This is a genomic window from Arthrobacter sp. TJ-170, assembly GCF_058269305.1.
Map to the genome: position 1 here is coordinate 253,127 of NZ_JBZCNL010000005.1, position 22,988 is coordinate 276,114.

Annotated in this window: 18 protein-coding genes; 4 read left to right on the forward strand and 14 right to left on the reverse strand. The window is 63.8% G+C overall.

The features are described from left to right. Positions 1 to 5 precede the first annotated feature (5 nt). From gap to AC4D1W_RS11585, 10 genes are all read right to left on the reverse strand, one after another. Positions 6 to 1,016, reverse strand: a complete 1,011-nt coding sequence (gene gap, locus AC4D1W_RS11540; RefSeq protein WP_490891478.1) for a type I glyceraldehyde-3-phosphate dehydrogenase — start codon at positions 1,014 to 1,016, stop codon at positions 6 to 8. Positions 1,017 to 1,235: 219 nt separating this feature from the next. After that, positions 1,236 to 1,862 carry a superoxide dismutase gene (locus tag AC4D1W_RS11545; RefSeq protein WP_490891477.1) on the reverse strand — a complete coding sequence of 209 codons (627 nt, stop codon included), beginning with the start codon at positions 1,860 to 1,862 and terminating at the stop codon, positions 1,236 to 1,238. 123 nt (positions 1,863 to 1,985) lie between these two features. Further along, complete coding sequence (gene whiA / locus AC4D1W_RS11550; RefSeq protein WP_490898817.1) at positions 1,986 to 2,966, reverse strand: DNA-binding protein WhiA; 981 nt, start codon at positions 2,964 to 2,966, stop codon at positions 1,986 to 1,988. A gap of 10 nt (positions 2,967 to 2,976) precedes the next feature. After that, entirely contained in the window at positions 2,977 to 4,008 is a 1,032-nt protein-coding gene (locus tag AC4D1W_RS11555) for a gluconeogenesis factor YvcK family protein (protein WP_490898818.1), read from the reverse strand. Further along, positions 4,008 to 4,907 (reverse strand): RNase adapter RapZ, encoded by a 900-nt coding sequence (rapZ, locus tag AC4D1W_RS11560; protein WP_490891473.1) that lies wholly within the window; start codon positions 4,905 to 4,907, stop codon positions 4,008 to 4,010. Before rapZ ends, AC4D1W_RS11555 begins: the two co-directional genes overlap by 1 nt. Before the next feature lie 73 nt (positions 4,908 to 4,980). Next, complete coding sequence (gene uvrC, locus AC4D1W_RS11565; protein WP_490898820.1) at positions 4,981 to 6,978, reverse strand: excinuclease ABC subunit UvrC; 1,998 nt, start codon at positions 6,976 to 6,978, stop codon at positions 4,981 to 4,983. A gap of 65 nt (positions 6,979 to 7,043) precedes the next feature. Next, positions 7,044 to 7,709, reverse strand: a complete 666-nt coding sequence (locus tag AC4D1W_RS11570; RefSeq protein WP_490891469.1) for a lysophospholipid acyltransferase family protein — start codon at positions 7,707 to 7,709, stop codon at positions 7,044 to 7,046. After that, positions 7,696 to 8,400: an HAD hydrolase-like protein gene (locus tag AC4D1W_RS11575; RefSeq protein WP_490898821.1), complete on the reverse strand. Its 705-nt coding sequence runs from the start codon at positions 8,398 to 8,400 to the stop codon at positions 7,696 to 7,698. The genes AC4D1W_RS11570 and AC4D1W_RS11575 overlap by 14 nt, the downstream gene beginning before the upstream one ends. Before the next feature lie 62 nt (positions 8,401 to 8,462). Beyond that, the gene (uvrA, locus tag AC4D1W_RS11580) at positions 8,463 to 11,318 is read right to left on the reverse strand and encodes an excinuclease ABC subunit UvrA (protein ID WP_490898863.1); all 2,856 of its coding nucleotides are present in this window, start codon (positions 11,316 to 11,318) and stop codon (positions 8,463 to 8,465) included. Positions 11,319 to 11,440: 122 nt separating this feature from the next. After that, on the reverse strand, positions 11,441 to 11,818 hold the full coding sequence (locus AC4D1W_RS11585; protein WP_490891464.1) for a GntR family transcriptional regulator: 378 nt from the start codon (positions 11,816 to 11,818) through the stop codon (positions 11,441 to 11,443). Positions 11,819 to 11,904: 86 nt separating this feature from the next. Here AC4D1W_RS11585 and AC4D1W_RS11590 point away from each other — a divergent pair, with 86 nt between their 5' ends. After that, positions 11,905 to 12,543, forward strand: a complete 639-nt coding sequence (locus tag AC4D1W_RS11590; RefSeq protein ID WP_490898822.1) for an MBL fold metallo-hydrolase — start codon at positions 11,905 to 11,907, stop codon at positions 12,541 to 12,543. Here the strand turns inward: AC4D1W_RS11590 and AC4D1W_RS11595 are convergent. Further along, the gene (locus AC4D1W_RS11595) at positions 12,529 to 13,332 is read right to left on the reverse strand and encodes a trans-aconitate 2-methyltransferase (RefSeq protein WP_490898823.1); all 804 of its coding nucleotides are present in this window, start codon (positions 13,330 to 13,332) and stop codon (positions 12,529 to 12,531) included. The two genes, AC4D1W_RS11590 and AC4D1W_RS11595, sit on opposite strands and share 15 nt — an antisense overlap. Before the next feature lie 94 nt (positions 13,333 to 13,426). Here AC4D1W_RS11595 and AC4D1W_RS11600 point away from each other — a divergent pair, with 94 nt between their 5' ends. The 3 genes from AC4D1W_RS11600 (at position 13,427) to AC4D1W_RS11610 (ending at position 17,829) form a co-directional block, all read left to right on the forward strand. Then, positions 13,427 to 15,961, forward strand: coding sequence for a DEAD/DEAH box helicase (locus AC4D1W_RS11600; protein ID WP_490898864.1), 2,535 nt, complete (start codon positions 13,427 to 13,429; stop codon positions 15,959 to 15,961). Between the two features lie 81 nt (positions 15,962 to 16,042). Further along, on the forward strand, positions 16,043 to 16,525 hold the full coding sequence (locus tag AC4D1W_RS11605) for a GNAT family N-acetyltransferase (RefSeq protein ID WP_490891460.1): 483 nt from the start codon (positions 16,043 to 16,045) through the stop codon (positions 16,523 to 16,525). Between the two features lie 35 nt (positions 16,526 to 16,560). Further along, positions 16,561 to 17,829: an alpha/beta fold hydrolase gene (locus AC4D1W_RS11610; protein WP_490898865.1), complete on the forward strand. Its 1,269-nt coding sequence runs from the start codon at positions 16,561 to 16,563 to the stop codon at positions 17,827 to 17,829. A 76-nt stretch (positions 17,830 to 17,905) separates the two neighbouring features. On the opposite strand, the gene AC4D1W_RS11615 is transcribed toward AC4D1W_RS11610, so the two are convergent. The 3 genes from AC4D1W_RS11615 to uvrB all read right to left on the reverse strand — a co-directional run bounded on the left by AC4D1W_RS11615 (position 17,906) and on the right by uvrB (position 22,987). Next, positions 17,906 to 18,940: a TerC family protein gene (locus tag AC4D1W_RS11615; protein ID WP_490891459.1), complete on the reverse strand. Its 1,035-nt coding sequence runs from the start codon at positions 18,938 to 18,940 to the stop codon at positions 17,906 to 17,908. A 183-nt stretch (positions 18,941 to 19,123) separates the two neighbouring features. Continuing rightward, the gene (locus AC4D1W_RS11620) at positions 19,124 to 20,896 is read right to left on the reverse strand and encodes a hypothetical protein (RefSeq protein ID WP_490898824.1); all 1,773 of its coding nucleotides are present in this window, start codon (positions 20,894 to 20,896) and stop codon (positions 19,124 to 19,126) included. A gap of 3 nt (positions 20,897 to 20,899) precedes the next feature. Next, positions 20,900 to 22,987, reverse strand: coding sequence for an excinuclease ABC subunit UvrB (gene uvrB / locus AC4D1W_RS11625; RefSeq protein ID WP_490898825.1), 2,088 nt, complete (start codon positions 22,985 to 22,987; stop codon positions 20,900 to 20,902). Between the last annotated feature and the right edge of the window lies 1 nt (position 22,988).

Genomic DNA, 22,988 nt, shown 5'->3' on the forward strand with positions numbered 1-22,988 from the left:
TTTCCTTAGGAGAGCTTTGACGCGACGATTTCGGTGAGGTCAACGAGGCGGTTCGAGTAGCCCCACTCGTTGTCGTACCAGGAAACGACCTTGACCTGGTTGCCGATTACCTTGGTCAGGCCGGAGTCGAAGATCGACGACGCCGGGTCAGTGACGATATCGGAGGACACGATCGGCGCCTCTGTGTAGGTGAGGTAGCCCTTGAGCGGTCCCTCCTCGGCAGCCGCCTTGTAGGCAGCGTTGACTTCCTCGACGGAAACCTCGCGGCTGACGGTGACGGTGAGGTCAGTGGCGGAACCCGTGGGGACAGGGACGCGGATGGCGTAGCCGTCGAGCTTCCCCTTCAGTTCCGGCAGAACCAGGCCGATTGCCTTTGCCGCACCGGTGGACGTCGGAACCATGTTGATAGCTGCTGCCCGGGCGCGGCGAAGATCCTTGTGCGGCCCGTCCTGCAGGTTTTGGTCCGCGGTGTAGGCGTGGATGGTAGTCATCAATCCGCGCTCGATGCCGAAGGTGTCATTGAGAACCTTGGCCAGCGGGCCGAGGCAGTTGGTGGTGCATGACGCGTTCGAAATGATGTGGTGGTTCTCGGGATCATACTGGTCGTCATTGACGCCGAGCACGACAGTGATGTCCTCGTCTGATGCGGGAGCAGAGATCAGGACCTTCTTGGCACCCGCGTCGATGTGCTTCCGTGCATCCGAGGCCTTGGTGAAGAAACCGGTGGACTCGATGACGATGTCCACTCCGAGGTCTGCCCACGGCAGGTTCGAGGGATCGCGCTCTGCAAGCACCTTGATGGTCTTGCCGTCTACGACGAGACCGCCGTCGGCAACCTCCACGCTGACGCCAAGCCGGCCGGTGACGGAGTCATACTTCAGGAGGTGGGCCAGCGTCTCGGGGCTGGTGAGGTCATTGACGGCGACGATTTCGAGATCGGCACCCTGTTCGAGGGCTGCGCGGAAGTAATTGCGCCCAATGCGCCCGAACCCATTGATTCCTATACGGGTAGTCACTGTTTCTATCTCCTTGATAGGGGTTACTGCCGGCGGCTGCTGCCCTCAAAAAGGCGGACCGTTCCGGCGTCTGAAATCAATGCACCGCACTGTGCGCGTTTGTAAAGCAAGCGTGTCTGACACCACCGAGTGTGACGCAGGCAACAGTGAACATCTTACGCACCGGCCACCTTTCCTGTCCGGTCGGGCAGGAAAGGTTACGCCGGCGCAGGAAGAGGACTACGAGAGAGTGATCAGTCCGCTCGCGTTGGCGCGGGCAGCCTCGAAACGGCGAGCCACATCAGGCCAGTTGACGATGTTCCAGAACGCCTTGACGTAGTCGGCCTTGACGTTGACGTAATCGAGGTAGAACGCGTGCTCCCACATATCAAGCATGAGCAACGGGGTCGTTCCGACAGGGATGTTGCCCTGCTGATCGTAGAGCTGCTCGATCACGAGATTGCCGCCGATGGGCTCCCAGGCAAGCAGTGCCCATCCCGAGCCCTGCAGGCTCAGTGCGGCTGCGTTGAAGTGCCCGCGGAATGCATCGAAGGATCCGAACGCATCATCGATCGCAGCAGCGAGCTCGCCCTCGGGCTTGTCGCCGCCGTCCGGCGAAAGATTGTTCCAGAAGACGGAGTGGTTGACGTGCCCACCGGTGTGGAACGCAAGGTCCTTGGACAGCTTGGGGATGTTGGTGAAGTCCCCGTTCTGGCGCGCCTCGGCGAGCTGCGCGAGGGCGTCGTTGGCTCCCTTGACGTACGCTGCGTGGTGCTTGCTGTGGTGAAGCTCCATGATCCGCGCCGAGATATGCGGTTCAAGCGCCGCGTAGTCGTAGTTGAGTTCGGGCAGTACGTATTCGCTCACGAAATCCTCCAGGTCCTGTGTTGCTGTTCCGGACTTGCAGCCCGGCTGTTACGGTTCTCCAGGCGGGGCCCGCCTGCCTGACGGCACACGGAAACCCCTTGGACTTCCATCCTATGCACGTATTCAGTCATCCAGCATGTCGGCGGTCACATTGGCATCGGTTCCCGGGATTCCGAGTTCCACAGCGCGCTTGTCCGCCATCGCGAGCAACCGGCGGATACGGCCCGCAATTGCGTCCTTGGTCATGGGCGGATCCGCAATCCGGCCAAGCTCGTCAAGGCTCGCCTGCTTGTGGGCCACGCGAAGCTCCCCAGCATACTTCAGGTGGTCGGGCACTTCTTCTCCGAGGATCTCCAACGCACGCTCCACGCGCGCCCCCGCGGCGACTGCGGCCTGCGCTGACCGTCGCAGATTCGCATCGTCGAAGTTCGCCAGCCGGTTGGCTGTGGCGCGGACTTCCTTGCGCATGCGCCGCTCCTCCCACACCATCAGGGCATCATGGGCACCCATGCGGGTGAGGAGGACCGCGATGGTGTCACCATCGCGGATGACCACGCGGTCCACGCCGCGGACTTCCCGGGCTTTGGCCGTAATGCCGAGCCGGCGCGCCGCACCGACAAGGGCCAGGGCCGATTCCGGTCCGGGGCAGGTGACTTCCAAAGCGGATGAACGGCCCGGCTCGGTCAGCGAACCATGGGCAAGAAAGGCTCCGCGCCATACCGCTTCAGCATCCGCGGCGGAACCATTGACGACGACGGACGGCAGCCCGCGCACTGGTCTTCCACGGTTGTCCAGCAGCCCGGTTTGCCGCGCGAGCGACTCGCCATCCCGCACCACCCGAACCACATAGCGGTTCCCACGCCGCAGACCGTTGCCCGACACGACGATGATCTCGCTACTGTGCCCATAGACGTCCGATATGGCTGTACGCAGCCTGCGCGCAGTAGAAGCAAGGTCAACTTCAGCCTCGATAACGATTCGCCCGGAAATGATGTGCAGGCCGCCGGCGAAGCGCAGGAGTGCGGAAACCTCGGCCTTGCGTACCGACGACTTTTTCACATTGAGGTGTGAAAGTTCCTCTTTCACATCCGCGGTCAACGCCACAGACACCCTCCTAGAATTCGCCGAACATGTCTTGGTAGGCCGTTGCCAGGCGCAACGCGTCATGAACCGGTCCGCCGCTTGATGACCCTACTTTACCCAAGAAAGCGCGGCCTCCCATCTCGCGCACCGCTGCTTCGAATTCATCGCGGTCCGCGACCACCGAAGGGTCGGCGACGACGGCGTCAATACGGAACTCGGGGGCATAGCGCCTGATCACAGAGAGGTGGTCCACCGCGCTCATTCCCTGCGTTTCCCTGGTGTCGTTACTCAGGTTCATGGTCAGGCAGCGCCGTGCGGTGGTGTTGCACAGCGCGTCCCTCAGCTCCGGCAGAAGGAGATGCGGGAGCACCGAGGTGTACCAGGACCCCGGTCCAAGAATGACCCAGTCGGCCAGTTCGATGGCATTGAGCGCGTCAACGCAGGCGGGAGCGTCTTCGGGAAGCAACCGCACCTTGCTCACGTTCCCGGAGGTTCCTGCCGTGGCAAGCTGCGCCTGGCCCGATACCTTGCGCAGCCGCAGGCCGCCGTCCACCTCTGTCAGTACATCGCCCTCGATCGTCAAGGGTACGCTCGCCATGGGCAGCACACGTCCCCGTGCGCCGAGGAGCGCGCCAGCCCACTGCAGGCCTGCCACGGGGTCCCCCAGCAGCTCCCACAGGGTGACGATGAGGAGGTTGCCCAGCGCGTGGTTGTCGAGCGAACCCTCCACACCGTCCCGGGACGCGAAGCGGTGCTGCATCACGTCACGCCAGGTCCTCCCCCAGTCGGTGTCATCACAGAGCGCTGCCAGCGCCATCCGAAGGTCACCGGGCGGCAGGACGCCGAGTTCGTGGCGCAGGCGCCCGGAGGAGCCGCCGTCGTCAGCCACTGTTACCACGGCGGTGAGTTCGGAGGTCAACAGGCGTAGGGCGGACAACGACGCCGACAGCCCGTGTCCGCCCCCCAGCGCGACCACCGACGGAGCATTGTCCTGCGACCCGGATCCGGAACGGACAACCGAGTTCGCTGGAATCATCGGCAGCGATCCGGTGAGGATCGCCATCATTCCCGCCCGAGGTCGCGGTGGTGGGCAGTCACCTGCAGGCGGGGCAGCTGCGCGAGTCTCTTTGCAATCTCCTCGGTCACTGCAACGGATCGGTGCTTACCACCGGTGCAGCCGACAGCAATCGTGGCGTAGTGCTTGTTCTCGCGGCGATACCCCTCAAGCACGGGTTCGAGAGCACTGACATAACGGTCGATGAACTGGGAAGCGCCGTTCGCTTCGAGCACATAATCCCGGACCGGCCCATCCATGCCCGTCTGCGGGCGGAGTACCGGCACCCAGTGGGGGTTCGGGATGAAGCGGACGTCCGCGACGAAGTTGGCATCGACCGGCAGCCCATACTTGAAACCGAAGCTCATGACATTCAACCGCAGAACGATCGGTCCGGACTCGGAAAACAGTTCGGTGATTGTGGTGGCCAGCGCGTGCACGTTCAGCTGTGTTGTGTCCACCACGACGTCGGATGCCTGCTTCAGCTCCTTCAGCACCTCCCGCTCGTCCGAGATGCCGTCAAGGATGCGACCGTCGCCCTGAAGCGGATGGGGGCGCCTGCCCTGCTCGAAACGCCGCACCAGGGTGTCATCTGCTGCATCCAGGAACAGGATGCGGTAGGTGATTCCTGCCGCCCTCAGCGCTGCGAGGGAACCCTGCACGTTCTGGAACAGCTCCTTGCTCCGCACGTCAATGACCACGGCGAGCTTGGGGATGGATTCCGGGGTTCTCGACACGATCTCGGTGAGGGTGCTCAGCATTTGCGGCGGAAGGTTCTCCACCACATACCAGCCGTGGTCTTCCAGGGCGTTTGCTGCCGTACTACGGCCGGCACCTGACATACCCGTCACTACAAGCAGTTCGGATTCGGCAGGTTTGACCGGCGTAAGACCGTCAGTCTGATTCATGTGTTCGTTTTCCGTCCCACCGTTGCACGCAATGTAAGCCGGGCCTTGCGGCCGGCATCCACGTCTACCCTAACTAAGAATCGAGTATTTCGCCGGTCATCATATTCACGGCAGGGGCAGGCGCCCTGTCGGCCCCTTCAGCGCTGCCCTGGGCGAGTTGACGTCGTATTGTTGCTGCCAGCGCCGGGCCTACCCCCTGCACTTCCTGCAACTCTTCGATGCTTGCCGCCTTCAGTTTCCGTACTGACCCGAAGTGTTTCAGCAGGGAGCGGCGTTTCGCCGGGCCGAGGCCGGGCACCTCGTCCAGAGCTGACACCGTCATGGACTTCCCGCGCTTCTGCCGGTGGTATGCCAGCGCAAACCGGTGGGCTTCGTCGCGGATACGCTGGAGAAGGAACAGCCCTTCGGATGCACGGGGCAGGATGACCGGGAAGTCCCCCTCAGGCAGCCAGACCTCTTCGAGCCGCTTCGCCAGTCCGATGACGAAGACGTCGTCGATCCCCAAATCCTCCAGCGCGCGCGCAGCAGCGCGCACCTGGGGCTGGCCGCCGTCCACAACCACAAGGTTGGGAGGATAGGCAAACTTCTGGCGCACCGGTGCTGTCGGCTCGTCCGTGACCGGACCGGAAGCGCCGCCGTCGTCGCCTGGGAGGGAATCGAGCGGATTCCGCTCGGCAAGATAGTTGCGGAAGCGGCGCGAGATGACGTCGTACATGGACGATGTGTCATCCCGTGCGGCGTCTCCGGTAATGGAGAACCTGCGATAGTCAGCCTTGCGCGGCAACCCGTCCTCGACCACCACCATGGACGCCACCACGTTGGTGCCCTGGACGTGGGAGATGTCGAAACACTCGATCCGCATGAGCGGCATGGGCAGGTCCAGCGCCTCCTGCAGCTCCTGCAGCGCTGCGGACCTGGTAGTGATGTCACCCGCACGGCGGCTTTTGTGGAGCCTCAATGAATCGGCCGCGTTCTGGGCAACCGTACCGAGCAGGGTTGCCTTGTCTCCCCGCTGGGGTACCCGGATATCCACCCGGGCGCCCCGCAGCCCATGGAGCCACTCGCGCATCTGCTCTTCGTTGCTCGGCAATTCGGGGACGAGGACCTCCCGCGGGATGCGGTTGTTGCTGCTGCTGCCCTCGCCATAGACCTGCTGCAGGAGGTGCTCGACGAGGTCGGCGGTGGTCATGTCCTCGACCTTTTCGACCACCCAGCCGCGCTGGCCGCGGATTCTGCCTCCACGTACGTGGAAAACCTGCGCGGCCGCCTCGAGTTCGTCCTCGGCGAGGGCAAACACATCCGCATCGGTGTCTTCACTGAGAACCACCGTGTTGCGTTCGAACACCCGCTTCAGCGCCGCAATGTCGTCGCGGACGCGGGCGGCCGACTCGTAATCCAACTCAGCGACGGCAGCGGCCATCTTCTGCTCCAACTCGCGAATGAAGCGGTTGGCCTGACCGGACATGAAGTCGCAGAACTGGGCCGCGAGCTCGCGGTGCTCTTCCGGTGAGATCCGTCCGACGCAGGGCGCCGAGCATTTGTCGATGTATCCCAGCAGGCACGGCCGCCCCGAGCGCTCGGCGCGCTTGAACACGCCTGTGCTGCAGGTCCGGACGGGGAAGACGCGCAGGAGGGTATCGACCGTCTCGCGGATCGCCTTCGCCGGATAAAACGGCCCGAAGTAACGGGTGTCCTTTCGCCGGTCACCGCGCATGACCTGGACCCTCGGGTACTTCTCCCCCAGCGTGACCGCGAGGTACGGGTAGGACTTGTCGTCGCGGAACATCACGTTGAAACGAGGATTGAACTCCTTGATCCAGGTGTACTCCAGCTGGAGCGCCTCGAGCTCGCTGCCGACAACCGTCCACTCGACGCTGGCGGCCGTATGCACCATGGCGCGCGTGCGCGGCATCAGCCCTTGGGGATTCGCGAAATAAGAATTGAGCCGGGAGCGAAGGTTCTTCGCCTTACCGACGTACACAACCCGCCGATGCTGGTCACGGAACCGATAAACCCCCGGACCCAGTGGGATCTCACCGGCTTTCGGGCGGTACATTGCTGGATCTGCCACCCATATATCCTACCGGCGCGTTACAGACGATCGGTTGGGCCCACCACTGATTCCGGTAACACCGGTCATTCGGTTGGACCCTTGTTGTAGCCGGCGGCCCTGCGCTGGCCTGTCAGCGCCGCGATGGCGTCCATGATCGTGTCAGTTGCCTGTCTGCGCGCCGGCAGCGAATGATCCGGCCCGGTCCGTTCGAAGTACAGCGGTTCGCCCACCGTCATGGTGAAGTGCTGCGGCCGGATCAGGCGGCTGCCCGCCGGCTGAAGGCGATCGGTGCCGAGCAGGCCCACCGGCACAACCGGCGCCCCCGTAGTCAGGGCAAGCCATCCCACACCAGTTCTTCCCCGGTACAGCAGGCCGTCGCGGGAGCGTGTGCCTTCCGGGTAGATACCGACGCCGTCACCGGCTTCGAGCAATTCAAGCAGGGTCTTGAGCGCCTGGACACTCGCCGCCTGCTGGCCCCGCTGCACGGGAATGGACCCGACCCCCTCGAAGAAGGAGCGCATCAGCGTGCCCTTCACCCCCCTGCCGGTGAAGTACTCGGCCTTCGCGAAGAAGGCAACGGGACGCGGCATGAGCGCCTGTACGAGGACGCTGTCCAGGAAGGAGAGATGGTTCGGAGCGACAATGAACCCGCCGCTGGCCGGAACATTCTCCAGCCCGAGGACGGTGGGTCGGCACAGGCCCGCGATCAATCCGCGGGTGCTGCTGCGCGTGAGGTCATAGACGCCCATGGCTCACCGCCCGGTCGGGCTCGGCGTAGGCGAGCACGCGCTCGAGCAGCGCTGGTGAGGAAGACACGACGGCGGCGGGCTGGGCTGCCGCGAACTCGTGTGCACTGCCGAATCCCCATTCGACTGCGATGCAGTCCAGCCCGTTGGCTGCGGCGCCTTCGATGTCGTGGGAACGGTCCCCGATCATCAATGCCCGGTCAAAGCGGCCTTCGTGCTCGGCCAGTGCGGCGCCGATGATGGTTTTTTTACCATCCAGCAGGGCGGCGGCCTGCTCATCGTCCGGTGAGCCGTGGATGGACTCGAAAAGCTGTGTCATGCCCTGGACTTCGAGTAGCTCACGAGCCAGGCGTTCGGGCTTTTGAGTGGCCACGGCGACAAGGTGACCACGCTCCCGGAGTGCGCGGACTGTGTCGATGATTCCCGGGTACGGCCTGCTCTCCGCCATGCCGTTCGCACGGTAACCGGCACGGTAGACGGAAATCACCTCGTCGATGCGGTCCTGCGGCACTTTGGCGATGTCCGTGAGCGAACGCACTAACGCGGGCCCGACCATGCGTCGCATTTCCTCCGCACCCGGCACCTGCAGCCCCAGTGTCTGCAGGGCCCTGGAGATGCCCCCTGTGATCGCGCCCTCCGGGTCCACCAGCGTTCCGTCCAGGTCGAAAAGGAGGAGGAGCCGCGTATTCTTCACCGGGCAAGTTTCCCATAGCGCGTGCTGCGCCCGAAATTGCATTCCGGTACCGGAATATGGAGTTATGCGCTCAGGACCTCGGCAAGGAACTGACCCGTGTGGCTTCCCTCGGTGGCCGCAACCTGCTCAGGAGTACCCGTCGCGATGATTTCACCGCCGCCGGAACCGCCGTCGGGGCCGAGGTCGATCACCCAGTCAGCACTCTTGATCACGTCCAGATTGTGCTCGATGGTGATGACGGTGTTTCCCTTTTCCACCAGGCCCTGAAGTACCAGGAGCAGCTTGCGGATGTCTTCGAAGTGGAGCCCGGTTGTGGGTTCATCGAGGACGTAGATACTGCGTCCGTTAGATCGCTTCTGCAATTCACTGGCGAGCTTCACACGCTGCGCTTCGCCGCCGGAGAGGGTGGTGGCCGGCTGTCCCAGGCGTACGTAGCCGAGACCGACGTCAACCAGGGTGTTCAGGTGCCGTGCGATCGGGGTGAACGCTGCAAAGAACTCCGCTGCCTCCTCGATCGGCATGTCCAGCACATCCGCAATGGTTTTTCCCTTGTAGTGCACCTCAAGTGTTTCCCGGTTGTAGCGCGCGCCGTGACACACCTCGCACGGCACATAGACATCGGGCAGGAAATTCATTTCGATCTTCAGCGTGCCGTCGCCGGAGCAGGCCTCGCAGCGCCCGCCCTTGACGTTGAAGGAGAACCTGCCGGGCAGGTAGCCCCGGACCTTCGCCTCGGTGGTCTCCGCGAACAACTTGCGAATGTTGTCGAAGACCCCGGTGTAGGTGGCTGGATTGGATCGCGGGGTCCTGCCGATCGGGCCCTGGTCCACGTGGATTACCTTGTCGAGGTGCTGCAGTCCATCGATCCGGCGATGGCGTCCGGCAACCTGCTTTGCACCGTTGAGCTTGTTGGCGAGAACCTTGTACAGAATTTCGTTGACCAGCGTCGACTTGCCCGATCCACTCACGCCCGTCACCGCAGTCAGCACACCCAGCGGGAAGGTTGCGTCTACGCCCTTCAAATTGTGTTCGCGGGCGCCCACGACTTTGAGCTGCCTGGAGCGGTCGATCTTGCGACGTTTGGCCGGCGGCTCGATCTTCCGCCGACCCGACAGGTAATCGCCGGTGATGGACTGCTCGTTCCGGAGGAGATCCTCCAGCGAACCCGAGTGGACAACCTGCCCCCCGTGCTCACCGGCGCCGGGGCCGATGTCGACAATCCAGTCAGCCTCGTTGATGGTGTCCTCGTCATGCTCGACGACGATCAGTGTGTTTCCCAGGTTCCGCAGCCGGGTCAGGGTCTCAATCAGACGCCGGTTGTCGCGCTGGTGGAGCCCGATGGAGGGCTCGTCCAGGACGTACAGGACTCCCACCAGGCCGGATCCGATCTGGGTGGCAAGGCGTATGCGCTGTGCCTCCCCGCCGGAGAGCGTTCCCGCAGCCCGTTCGAGGTTGAGGTACTCAAGTCCAACATCGAGAAGGAAGCGGAGCCGAGCCTGGATCTCCTTCAGCACCTGGGACGCGATCTGGGCTTCACGTCCCGTGAGGACAAGGTTGTTCAGGAAGTCGGCGCAGTCCCGCATGGGCAGCGCAGCCACCTCGGCGATCGACCGCCCGTTGATCAGGACGGACAGCGATGCCGGGTTCAGCCGCGCTCCCCCGCATTCCGGGCATGGGACCTGCCGCATGTATTCCTCGTAGCGATCCCGCGCGTAGTCGGACTCCGTCTCGAGGTGCTTTCGGTGAATGTACTGGACGGCGCCCTCGAACCCGGTGCTGTACTTCCGTTCGCGACCGAAGCGGTTGCGATACTGCACCACGACCTTGTGGTCCTTGCCGTACAGGGCGGCATCACGGGCGTGCGCGGGCAGCTTCTTCCAGGCCGCGTCCATGGAGAAGTTCAGTTCCTTGGACAGTCCCTCCAGGAGACGGGTCCAGTACTCGAGCGTGGCTGTGCCGAGCGCCCAAGGCGCTATAGCTCCCTCACGGAGCGAGAGGTCGGGGTTGGGAACGACGAGTTCCTCATCAACCTCGAGTTTGGTGCCGATGCCCGTGCAGGCGGGACAGGCCCCGAAGGGATTGTTGAAGGAGAACGATCGCGGCTCGATTTCGTCGATCGCGAGCGGGTGCTCATTGGGGCACGCCAGGTTCTCCGAGAATGCACGCAAACGGTGGGGATCGTCCGAGTCCAGGTCGACGAAGTCCGCAAGCACCCGGCCCTCGGCGAGTTTGAGCGCTGTTTCGACTGAATCGGTGAGCCGTTGCCGGATGCCGGGCTTGATGACCAGCCGGTCCACCACCACCTCTATGGTGTGCTTGAACTGCTTGCCCAGCTTGGGCGGATCGGTCAGTTGAACAAGTTCGTCGTCTACCCGCGCACGCGAGTAGCCCTTTGCCGCCAGGTCCTGGAAGAGATCCACGAATTCGCCCTTGCGGCCTCGCACCACGGGCGCAAGTACCTGGAAGCGGGTGCCCTCTTCGAGTTCCATGAGCTGGTCGACGACCTGCTGCGGAGTCTGCTTGGTGACCGCTTCACCGCACACCGGGCAATGCGGCCTCCCCACGCGGGCCCACAACAACCGCATGTAGTCGTAGATCTCGGTAATGGTTCCGACGGTGGAGCGCGGGTTCTTGCTGGTGGATTTTTGGTCGATGGACACCGCCGGCGACAAGCCCTCGATGAAGTCAACGTCCGGCTTGTCCACCTGGCCGAGGAACTGGCGGGCGTAGGCAGAGAGCGACTCGACGTAGCGGCGCTGGCCCTCGGCGAAGATGGTGTCGAAGGCAAGGGAGGATTTACCGGAGCCGGACAGGCCGGTGAAGACGATCATCGCGTCCCGCGGCAGGTCGAGATCCACGTTGCGCAGGTTGTGTTCCCGTGCGCCCTTGACGATGAGCCGCGAGAGGTCCTGCGGCATTTTGTCAGGGTGGGACAGGGCGGAATCCACGGAGGTTGCTATAGACACCATCCCACTTTAGAGGAAACACCGTTCGAAGACTTGTTCGAACGGCGCCATAGGCGGCGTGTCGCGCAAAATGTTCACCGACGGCGCAGAGCCGCGCGCAGGTAGGAGACTGCTTCCTCCTCGGTGAGTCCGTTGGCCTTGATGAGGCGGGCGTATTCGGCCGCGCCTTCCGCTGCCTTGCGCCGTGCCTCGTCCCCCGCCGCCGCGACGACGGTCCCCGCCCGCGAGCGGGTGACAACTATGTGCGCCTGTTCCAGTTCCCGGTAGGCCCGCGCGACCGTATTGACTGCCACGCCGAGGTGCCCCGCGAGAGTCCGCACGGGCGGCAGACGCGTACCAACCGGCAGGGAGCCGTCATTGGCAGCGTCCAGGATCTGAACACGCAGCTGTTCATACGGAGGCACTGAGCTGTTCGAATCGATCCGCAGCCACGCCGATACATCAGAATTCACGGTGCGCGCTCCTGGACGACAGTGGAAGGGTGCTCACATTCTGCCATGCGGTGTGGTGCATCACCATCGGTACTAGAGTGGCCAGCATGCATGACCTTTCCGAGGTGACCATCCGGAGCATCTCTGTCAGCGAGATGGATAACAACGTCTACCTCATCACAGCGAAGGCGACCGGAGCGCAGGTCCTCATCGACGCCGCCGACGACGCTCCCGCCATCCAGCGTTTGATCGCCGACGGCGCACAGGATGCCGACGTTCCCGCGAAGCTCGCCCTCATTGTCACGACCCACTCACACTGGGACCATGTGCGTGCGCTGGCCGGTGTGGTGGGCGCGACGGGCGCCCGCACCGCTGCTGGCGTGGACGATGTCGATGACATTGCGGTGCCCACCGATGTTTCGCTCAGGAATGGGGATATCGGCACCTTCGCCGGGTTCACGCTGGAAGCCATCTCACTGCGTGGTCATACTCCCGGGTCGGTGGCGCTCGCTTACCGGGACCCCAACGGTCCGGTCCACCTGTTCACGGGTGATTCCCTCTTCCCCGGTGGCCTCGGCAACACGGGCGGGGATCCGGAGCGTTTCGAGTCCCTGTACAAGGACGTGGTGGAGCGCCTCTTCAACAAGTTTGACGACGATACGATCGTCCATCCCGGCCATGGGAAACCGACCACGCTCGGTGCGGAGCGGCCGTCGCTCCCGGAATGGCGCTCACGCGGCTGGTGAGGCCGCAGGTGCAGGCTTGACGCCCACCGCAAAGATCCGCCTGAACGGGAAGATCGTGCCGCCGTCGGGCTCGCGGGGATACGCATCGGCGAGCATGTCGGCATAGGTGCGCTCAAACTCCGCCGCCTCTACGGCAGGAAGCGCATCGAGCACCGGACGCAGGCCGGTCCCCCGAACCCACTGGAGCACGGGATCCGCTCCGGCGAGCAGATGCTGGTAAGTGGTCTCCCACGCGTCGGTATCCAGGCCTGCGAAGCGCAGAAGGCGGTGGTATTCGTGCGGTGCGCTGACGGCGTCGTCGTGCCTCAGGACCGAACCAAGCTGCGCTTTCCAGCGCTCCGACTCCGCCAGTGTGCGCATCAGCACGTGCGAAGGCGCGGAGAAGTTGCCGGGGACCTGGAACGCCAGCCAGGCGCCCTGCCCAAGTTCCGCTGCCCATCGCGCGAGCAGGGCCTGATGGCCCGGGACCCACTGCAGCACTGCGTTGGAAACAACGACGTCGGTGCCCGGCTCCGGCGCCCAGTCGCGGACATCCGCCACGGCGAAGGACAGGTTCGAGGGTGTGTCATCCAGTCGCTCGGCGCGCTCGATCATCTCCCGGGAGGAATCGATGCCAAGCACCGGGGCGTCCGGCCACCTGAGCGCAAGCAAAGCGGTGAGTTCACCGGATCCACAGCCCAGATCGACGACCTGCCGCGGGGCGGAATGGCCGATGCGTCCCACGAGGTCGAAGAAGGGTCGGGAACGGTAATCGGAAAAGACGGCGTACTGTGCGGGGTCCCAGCGCATGACCCTAAGCCTACGGTCGAGGGACCGCGGCGAGCACTCGTGAGGGGCGGGCGCCGTGAGCGTACGTCAGGTCGACCGGATAGGCTGGGAGGACATGAGCATCCAGGACCACCTCCCCCAGACCGGGCGCCCGGGCACACTCGACGCCGACGCCGTGTACTCAGCTTTTCATTCGTGGTCCGAGAGCACGGGAATCACCCTGTACCCCGCGCAGGACGAGGCCGTTCTCGAGCTCGTATCCGGGAACAACGTGATCCTCGCGACTCCCACCGGTTCCGGGAAGTCGCTGGTAGCCGTTGCGGCCCATTTCCACGCGATCGCTGAAGGACGCCGGAGCTACTACACCGCTCCTATCAAGGCGCTGGTCTCCGAGAAGTTCTTTGCACTGTGCGCGATCTTCGGCGCTGAGAATGTCGGTATGGTCACCGGTGACTCGGGCGTGAACCAGGACGCTCCCATTATCTGCTGTACCGCGGAAATCCTGGCGAATATCGCGCTGCGCGAGGGTGACCGCGCGGATGTCGGCACCGTTATCATGGACGAGTTCCACTTCTATTCGGACCCGCAGCGCGGCTGGGCCTGGCAGGTACCGCTCCTGGAGCTTCCGCAGGCCCAGTTCCTCCTGATGTCCGCAACACTCGGCGACGTCGAGCGTTTCGAAAAGGAACTTACTGAGCGGACAGGGCGTGCGACGGTGCTGGTCAGTTCCGCGGACCGGCCCATTCCGCTCAACTTCTACTACTCAGAAAACCCGCTCCAGGAAGCACTCGAGGAGCTGCTGTCGACGCATCAGGCGCCCGTCTATGTGGTGCACTTCAGCCAGGCGGAAGCGATTGAGCGCGCACAGAACCTGATGAGCGTCAACGTCTGCACGCGTGAGGAGAAGGATCGGATTGCGGCGCTCATTGCGAACTTCCGGTTCTCGTCCGGCTTCGGCAAGACGCTGAACCGGCTGGTACGCCACGGCATCGGTGTGCATCACGCCGGAATGCTGCCGAAGTACCGGCGGCTGGTGGAGCAACTGGCCCAGGCGGGACTGCTCAAGGTGATCTGCGGTACCGACACGCTCGGCGTAGGAATCAATGTTCCCATCCGCACCGTCCTGCTGACCGCGCTCAGCAAGTACGACGGCGTCCGCACCCGACTGCTCAACGTGCGGGAGTTCCACCAGATTGCAGGCCGTGCGGGACGGGCAGGCTACGACACATCCGGGACGGTGGTGGTGCAGGCGCCGGACCACGTGGTCGAGAACACCAAGGCCATGGCAAAGGCAGTCGCAAAATTCGGTGACGACCAGAAGAAGCTCCGCCAGGTGGTCCGCAAGAAGCCGCAGCAGGGTTTCGTCTCCTGGGGCAAACCCACCTACGACCGACTTGTCGAGGGTACTCCGGAGCCGCTGGGGTCCAGCTTCGCCGTTAGTCACTCAATGCTGCTGAACCTTCTCGAGCGCCCCGGAGATCCCCTCCGTGCTGTCCAGAACCTGCTGCGCGGCAACCACGAACCGCCCGCACGGCAGTACGCGCACCTTCGGAGGGCAATCAGCATCTACCGCGAGCTTGTGACCGCAGGCATCGTGGAGCGACTTCCCGAGCCGGACGAGGAAGGCAGAACAGTGCGGCTCAAGGTCCATCTGCAGGCCAACTTCGCACTGAATCAGCCGCTATCACCCTTCGCCCTCGCCAGTCTGGAACTCCTTGACCCGGAAAGTCCCGCCTACGCGCTCGACGTCGTTTCCGTCATCGAGGCTACGCTGGAGAAGCCTCGGCAGGTACTCAGCGCCCAGGAGAAGAAGGCACGCGGCGAGGCGATCACCGCTATGAAGGCCGACGGCGTCGATTACGACCAGCGAATGGCCCTGCTCGAGGAGGTTTCCTACCCGCAGCCGCTCGCGGAGTTGCTGCAGCACGCTTTCGAAACCTACCGGTCCGGCGCGCCCTGGCTCGGTGACTTCGAGCTGACCCCGAAGTCAGTCGTCCGCGACATGTATGAGCGCGCAATGAACTTCGGCGAGTACATCGCGTTCTACTCCCTAGCACGGTCGGAGGGCATCCTCCTGCGGTACCTGGCTGACTGCTTCAAGGCCCTCCGCCAGACCGTGCCCCGGGATGCGCTGCGCGAAGATCTGACCGACATCATCGAGTGGCTCGGCGAGTTGATCCGGCAGGTGGATTCGAGCCTGCTCGACGAATGGGAGCAGCTGGCCGCCGGCGCGGGCAGTTCGACTTCGGGAACCGTCGACCTCCCGCCGGAGCCCGATTCGGTCACCTCCAACGAGCGTGCCTTTCGCGTCATGGTCCGCAACGAAATGTTCCAGCGGGTGCAGCTTTTCGCAGCGGAGGACGACGAAGCGCTTGGCCGGCTGGACGAGGCATCCGGCTGGGATGCGGACCGCTGGGCCGAAGCCATGGACGGTTACTTTGACGCCCATGACGACATCGACGAGGGCCCCGACGCGCGCGGCCCGGCGTTGCTCATCATCCGACAGGTTCCCGGCCGCTGGGAAGTGCGCCAGATTTTCAAGGACCCGGCGGGTGACCAGGACTGGGGCATCAACGCGGTGATCGATCTGGCAGCCTCGGACGAGGCCGGTTTCCCGGTCGTCGCGGTCGCGTCGGTCGGGGGCCCCTGACCCTCGGCCCGTAGCGCCTCCCGGCCTCCCACACCCCGCTGACGTTCGGTGCGGCCCCCTCGGCCAGTACGCTTGGGAACCATGACTGCGATCCGCGAAGCACGTCGTGAAGACGTGCCCACCATCCTGCAACTGATCCACGACCTCGCAATTTATGAGAAGGAGCCTGACGCCGTCCGCAACACGGTCGAAGGGCTCGAGGAAGCACTGTTCGGTGCGAACCCTCGCATCTTCGCCCACGTGGCCGAGGACGACGGCGGCGTCCAGGGGTTCGCTCTGTGGTTCCTCAATTACTCAACCTGGGAAGGTGTCCACGGCATCTACCTGGAGGACCTGTATGTGCGCCCGGAAGCGCGCGGGTCGGGTTACGGGAAAGCGCTTTTGCGGACCCTTGCCGGCATTGCCGCCGAACGAGGGTACGCGAGGGTCGAGTGGTCCGTACTGAACTGGAACGAGCCTTCCATTGAGTTCTACCGGAGCCTGGGAGCCCTGCCTCAGGATGAGTGGACGACCTTCCGGCTGACTGGAGCGCCGCTGGCTGAGTTCGCGGGATCCGGCACGTGAGCTCCGCGAGGCACCAGGCGGGAGCCACCCGTGTGATGCGTGGCGTGCAGACCACTCCGCACCGGTTCACTGTGCCGCTTGATCATGGGAACCCGGGCGGCGAGCATATTTTGCTCTTCGCGCGCGAATACAGTTCCACGGACCATGACGACGCCGCTGCCGCACAGCTTCCGTGGCTGCTGTTCCTGCAGGGCGGGCCCGGTGTACGCGGCAATCGCTCCACACAGCTCTCCGGCTGGATGAAGGCCGCTGCCCGCGACTTCCGCATCCTGATGCTTGACCAGCGTGGTACGGGACTCTCCACTCCCGCAGACCTGATGACCCTTCCCTGCCGTGGCACTCCGATGGAGCAGGCGCAGTACCTACGCCACTTCCGCGCCGATTCCATCATTCGGGACGCGGAACTGATGCGGTTGGCCCTGGACTCACCACCCTGGACGGTGCTCGGGCAAAGTTTCGGCGGATTCTGCACCCTCTCCTACCTGTCCTTCGCGCCGGAAGGAGTAGAGCGTGCGCTCATCACCGGCGGGTTAGCGCCGCTGACCGGTCTACCCGAACGCGTATACCGCTCCACTTTCGGGCGCGTGGCCAAACGCAATGCCGAGTACTTCGCCCGCTATCCCGAGGATAGGGCCATCACCACCCGCATCATGCGCCACCTCGAGCGTGTCGAGGAGTGCCTGCCCAGTGGTGAACGCCTCAGCCCGCGGCGCTTCCAGATGGTCGGCTCGTACCTGGGTGGCAACACGCGGGTCGATGCCCTCCATTACCTCCTTGAGGAGGCGTTCGCTGGAGCTGCCAGGGACGATCGGCTCTCCCCCGCCTTCCTCGACCAGCTGCAGTCCGTGGTGAGCAGGCGTTCGAACCCGCTCTACGCGCTCCTCCACGAGTCCATCTACTGCCAGGGCGGACCGTCCAATTGGGCTGCGTGGCGGGTGTTGGAGGAGTACCCGGACTTTGCGCCCGACGCACCTGATCCGTTGCTGACCGGCGAGATGATCTACCCCTGGTATTTCGACGAGGACCCGGCGCTCGTTCCGCTCAAGGAAACGGCTCGGCTGATCGCCGCAGTTGACGATTGGGAAACCCTGTACGACCTCCCGCAGCTGGCCGCCAACACAGTGCCGGTAGCAGCCGCCGTGTACAGCGACGACATCTACGTCGACAGGGATCTGTCCATGGAGACGGCGGCCTCGATCCGGGGCCTGCGGGTCTGGGAAACCTCTGAATTCCACCACGACGGGATCAACGACGACGGCGACGCCATCTTCTCCCGCCTGCTCGCAATGACCCACCCGGGCTAGAGCCTCCCGCCAAGGTAAAGGCGCCGGTCCTGCAGTTGCAGGACCGGCGCCTTTTGCGCTGTCAGTCAGGAGTGTCTCAGTGCTCCGGACCACCGGTGCGTGCGCGCTCGGCGTCCGCTGCGAGTTCGGCGTCGATCTTCGCCCGCTTGCCCGCCGGGCTGAGCAGGCTTGCGATGACCGCGATGACAATGGTGGCGACAATGAAGCCGAGCGACGCGAACGTCGGGATCACGGGTGCCCACTCGATGTGCTGGCCACCGTTGATGAAGGGCAGTTCGTTCTCGTGCATCGCGTGCAGGATCAGCTTTACGCCGATGAAGGCGAGGATGATCGAGAGCGCGTGCTTGAGGAAGATCAGGCGGGTCATGAGACCGCCCAGGAGGAAGTACAGCTGGCGCAGGCCCATAAGTGCAAAGAGGTTGGCCGTGAAGACGATGAACGGACTCTGAGTCAGTCCGAAGATCGCCGGGATGGAATCCACGGCGAACAGCAGGTCGGTCAGGCCGATCGTGATGAACACGATGATCATCGGAGTGAAGACCTTCTTGCCGTCCACCACCGTACGGAGCTTGTTGCCGTCGTAGTGCTCGGACATCGGCAGCACGCCACGCAGCTTACCGATGAGCTTGTTCTCTTTCTCCTCTTCTTCCTCACCGGAGTCCTTCGCCTGGTGATAGGCGGTCCAGAGGAGGAAGGCGCCGAAGATGTAGAAGATCCAGGAGAAGTTGCTGATCAACGCGGCGCCGAGCATGATAAAAATACCGCGCAGGATAAGGGCGATGATGATGCCCACCATCAGCACTTCCTGCTGATACTTCCTCGGGACCGAGAACCTGGCCATGATGATGATGAAGACGAACAGGTTGTCGATGCTCAGGCTGTATTCAGTTACCCAGCCGGCAACGAACTGGCCGCCGAACTCGGGCCCGGTGACGGCAAACATAATGGCCGCGAAGATAAGCGCGAGTGCCACATAGAACGACACCCACAGCCCGGCTTCCTTCATGGACGGCTCATGTGGGCGCTTCACCACGAGCAGGAGGTCGAACAGGAGTATCAGACCCAGGACGACAAAGGTGCCTATCTGAAAGGCAGCGGGCAGTTCAAGCACAAGGGACCCTTTCCAAGGTACGACGGGATTCGCAAGTCTCTCCGCCGCAATACTGTGTGCGACCGCTACGCCCGGCGGGCCGTCGTCGGCCCGCGTGTTGACGTCCGTAGCGCGAAAGGATACTCCCCTACGATCGCCCCATCGTACCTGCGTTTCGGTTCCGATGTGGAAACGTGTCGCGCGTCAGAAACGCCGCGGAGCAAGCGCCGCGACGCGGGCAACGATTTCCGGCTCGGTCCAGTAGTCGCTGTGGCTACGGACTATCCCGTCGGCGCGCGGGTCCGGAAGCTCGCGGTTCGAGGCATGGGGAACAGGGAAGCCGACCGGGTCGGTGTCCCTCCAGAAATTGGTCCAGCTCCGGGTCTCGGCCGCGACCTCAGCCAGGAGCTGCGGCGTAAAGGTGGCTGGAAAGAACCGGGTGTACACCGAGCCCAGCGGCGACCCCGCCGTGACCAGGTACGGACGCACCGCGGCAGTGCGTGCCCGCGCAATGAGCCACGCGCAGAGCACCGACCCCTGGCTGTGGGCGACGAGTATCACCTCACCCCCGGAGTGGCGGGCAACGAGCTCGGAGATGCCGTCGACCACTGCGTCCCGATATGACGAACCGGCCAACGGATGGTCCCTTACGGGCCAAAAACCGGCGACGTCGGCAATCTTCCCGAGCACCTCCCGCAGGGTACGGAGCTGGCCGAGAAGCACCACCAGCACGACTACCGCACCCGCGATCTGCAAACCCAGAATAGCCAGAGCCAGCCACGGACCCCCAAGTCGGCCTTCGCCAAGGAGCACCGCCGCGGTCATAGCGGCCAACGCGAGCACGATCGCGAGCGGGAGTATCCGGGGCAGCAACCGCGGTGCCGCCGCAGAGAAGTCGTGCCACCAGCGCCCGCGGGCCGCCCTGCCGCCGGTGACGGGCGGCAGGCCCGGCCCCGCAGCCGGAGCCGAAACCAGCACGACTGCGGCTGCCACCAGCGCCGCCACCACGGCGATGAGCGCGAGAAAAGGAAAGAGATCGAGCCGGCTGTCGCCTGGGTCAGCAGGATTGTCGTACGGAAGGAGAATGCCCGAGTGCGGCTGCGGCCCGCGGACCCATCCGAACAGGCCTGTGACATAACCCAGCAGGTTATCCAGAACCATACGGACCAGAGCAGTGACCGCGTGCATGAGCGGTACGGCGACGGCAAGCAGGATGCCTGCGGCCGCGAGCGGCGCACTCAGGCGGTTTCCGCCATCAGAACCGACATTGCTGCGGATGGCCAGAAGAAGCGATGCAGCGAAAGCGATGCCAGTGCTCAATGCGATCCACAGTGCCATGGCGTCCAGCCGGGAAACACCATCGGGCATGGGTGTTGATGGCCACCCGCCGTGGATGAGCTGGGCAGGTGGGGCGAGGCTCAGGAGAATTCCCGCACCGATCACGACTGCTGCATGAGCCAGCGGCAGGACATGGGAGCGAAGCTGGCCTGACTGGGCTTTCACCACAGTCAGGAAGCGGTGCGCCAGCCACGCAGTGAGCAGGGCTCCCGCGATCAGCGGCACAGCCCGCAGGAGGGACGGCGGGAGGTTGAGATAGCGCAGGATTGTTTCACCCAGCACGATCAGCCAGGCAAGCTGCGACAGGGTCAGAACTACTGCGACTGCGGCCACGATTGCGCGCAGGAAGGCGGCGGGGGCGGCACCTGCTCCGACGGGCTCCATGCGCCCGGCCACGTTCGCGAGCGTGAACGGGAACGCGAGGTACCACAGGAAGCCTGTTGTCTGCCGGCGGGACCGGGACCAGTTGAGGATGCGCAATCGATGATCCGGCAGCGGCGGCGGCGTTGCGACCTGGACCCAGGCGTTCAACCGCTTCTCAACGGGCAGCCCGAGGCTGGTGTAGTACTCGTGGTCCCCGATGCCGTGGATCCGGATCTCGGTGAACGACCCGCTGCCGGTTCCTGCCTGCTCCACCATGGGTCAGGCGTGCCCGGCGGACTGCATCTGCCGCAGCTCCTTTTTCAGGTCGCTCACTTCGTCGCGCAGGCGTGCAGCGAGCTCGAACTGGAGTTCTTCGGCCGCAGCATGCATCTGCTCCGTCAGCTGGCTGATCAGGTCGGTAAGATCTTCAGCCGGCACGGCGGCAAGACCGTCCCGCCGAACAACCGATGCCTTGCCCTTACCCTTGCCCCGGGACGTCTTTGCCGTCTTTTCGAGGAGCGCACGTGTGTCTGCGTCTTCCTTGGCCAGTGTGTCGGTGATGTCCGCGATGCGCTTGCGCAGCGGTTGCGGATCCACGCCGTTCTTCTTGTTGAAGGCAATCTGGATGTCCCGGCGACGGTTGGTTTCCTCGATCGCCTTCGCCATGGAGTCGGTAATCCGGTCCGCGTACATATGGACTTGTCCCGAGACGTTTCGGGCTGCACGGCCGATCGTCTGGATCAGCGACGTCGAGCTGCGCAGGAAGCCCTCCTTGTCTGCGTCCAGGATGCTGACAAGGGAAACCTCCGGAAGGTCGAGGCCCTCCCTCAGCAGGTTGATTCCCACCAGTACGTCGAAGGTGCCCATCCGGAGTTCGCGAAGAAGCTCTACCCGGCGCAGGGTATCGACGTCGGAGTGGAGGTATTCGACTTTCACGCCGTGCTCAAGCAGGTACCCCGTGAGGTCTTCCGCCATGCGCTTGGTCAGCGTGGTGACGAGGACCCGCTCGTTCCGCTCGACGCGCGTCTGAATTTCTCCCAGCAAGTCATCGATCTGCCCCTTGCTTGGCTTGACAATGACCTCCGGATCCACCAGGCCCGTGGGCCGGATGATCTGCTGGACGTAGCCGTCGGACTTGCTGAGCTCGTACTTGCCCGGGGTAGCCGAGAGGTAGACCGTCTGACCGATACGTTCCAGGAACTCGTCCCATTTCAGCGGTCGGTTGTCCATGGCGGAGGGCAGACGGAAGCCGTGGTCCACGAGCGTGCGCTTGCGTGACATATCCCCCTCATACATGGCGCCGATCTGCGGGATGGTCACGTGTGATTCGTCAACCACGAGCAGGAAGTCGTCGGGGAAGTAATCGATGAGGCAATGCGGTGCGCTGCCCTTGATCCGCCCGTCGATATGCCTCGAATAATTCTCGATGCCGTTGCAGAACCCCATCTGCTGCATCATTTCGAGGTCATAGGTGGTGCGCATCCGCAGCCGCTGGGCTTCGACCAGCTTGTTCTGCGACTCGAGCTCTTCCAGGCGTACCCGCAGCTCATCCTCGATCCGGGTGATCGCGCGGCTCATGCGCTCCGGGCCTGCCACGTAGTGCGAGGCCGGGAACACGTACATCTCCGTTTCTTCGCGCACCACCTCGCCGGTGAGCGGATGCAGCGTGTAGATCCGCTCTACCTCGTCGCCGAAGAACTCGATGCGCAGCGCGAGTTCCTCATACATGGGGATGATCTCCACGGTGTCTCCCCGCACGCGGAACGTTCCGCGATGGAAGTCCATGTCATTGCGGACGTACTGCATTGCGACGAACTGGCGCAGCAGGTCATCCCGGTTCATCTCCTGGCCCTGCCGGAGGGTGACCATGGCGGCGACATATTCCTCAGGAGTTCCCAGACCGTAGATACAGGAAACCGTGGCAACCACAATGACGTCGCGCCGCGTCAGCAGGGCGTTGGTGGCCGAGTGCCGGAGCCGTTCGACTTCCTCATTGATGGAGGAGTCCTTCTCGATGAAAGTATCGGTCTGCGGTACGTAGGCTTCGGGCTGGTAGTAGTCGTAGTAGGAGACGAAGTACTCGACCGCGTTGTTGGGCAGCAGCTCCCGGAACTCGTTGGCGAGCTGCGCTGCGAGGGTCTTGTTCTGCACCATGACGAGGGTGGGCCGCTGCACCTGTTCGATGAGCCACGCCGTGGTGGCGCTCTTGCCCGTACCTGTGGCGCCAAGCAGCACCACATCCTTTTCACCGGCGTTGATGCGCTCGGAAAGTTCCTTTATGGCAGTGGGCTGATCGCCGGCCGGCTGATACTCGCTGATCACCTCGAAAGGGGCGACAACGCGGTTGATCTCCTGCGCAAGACTCATA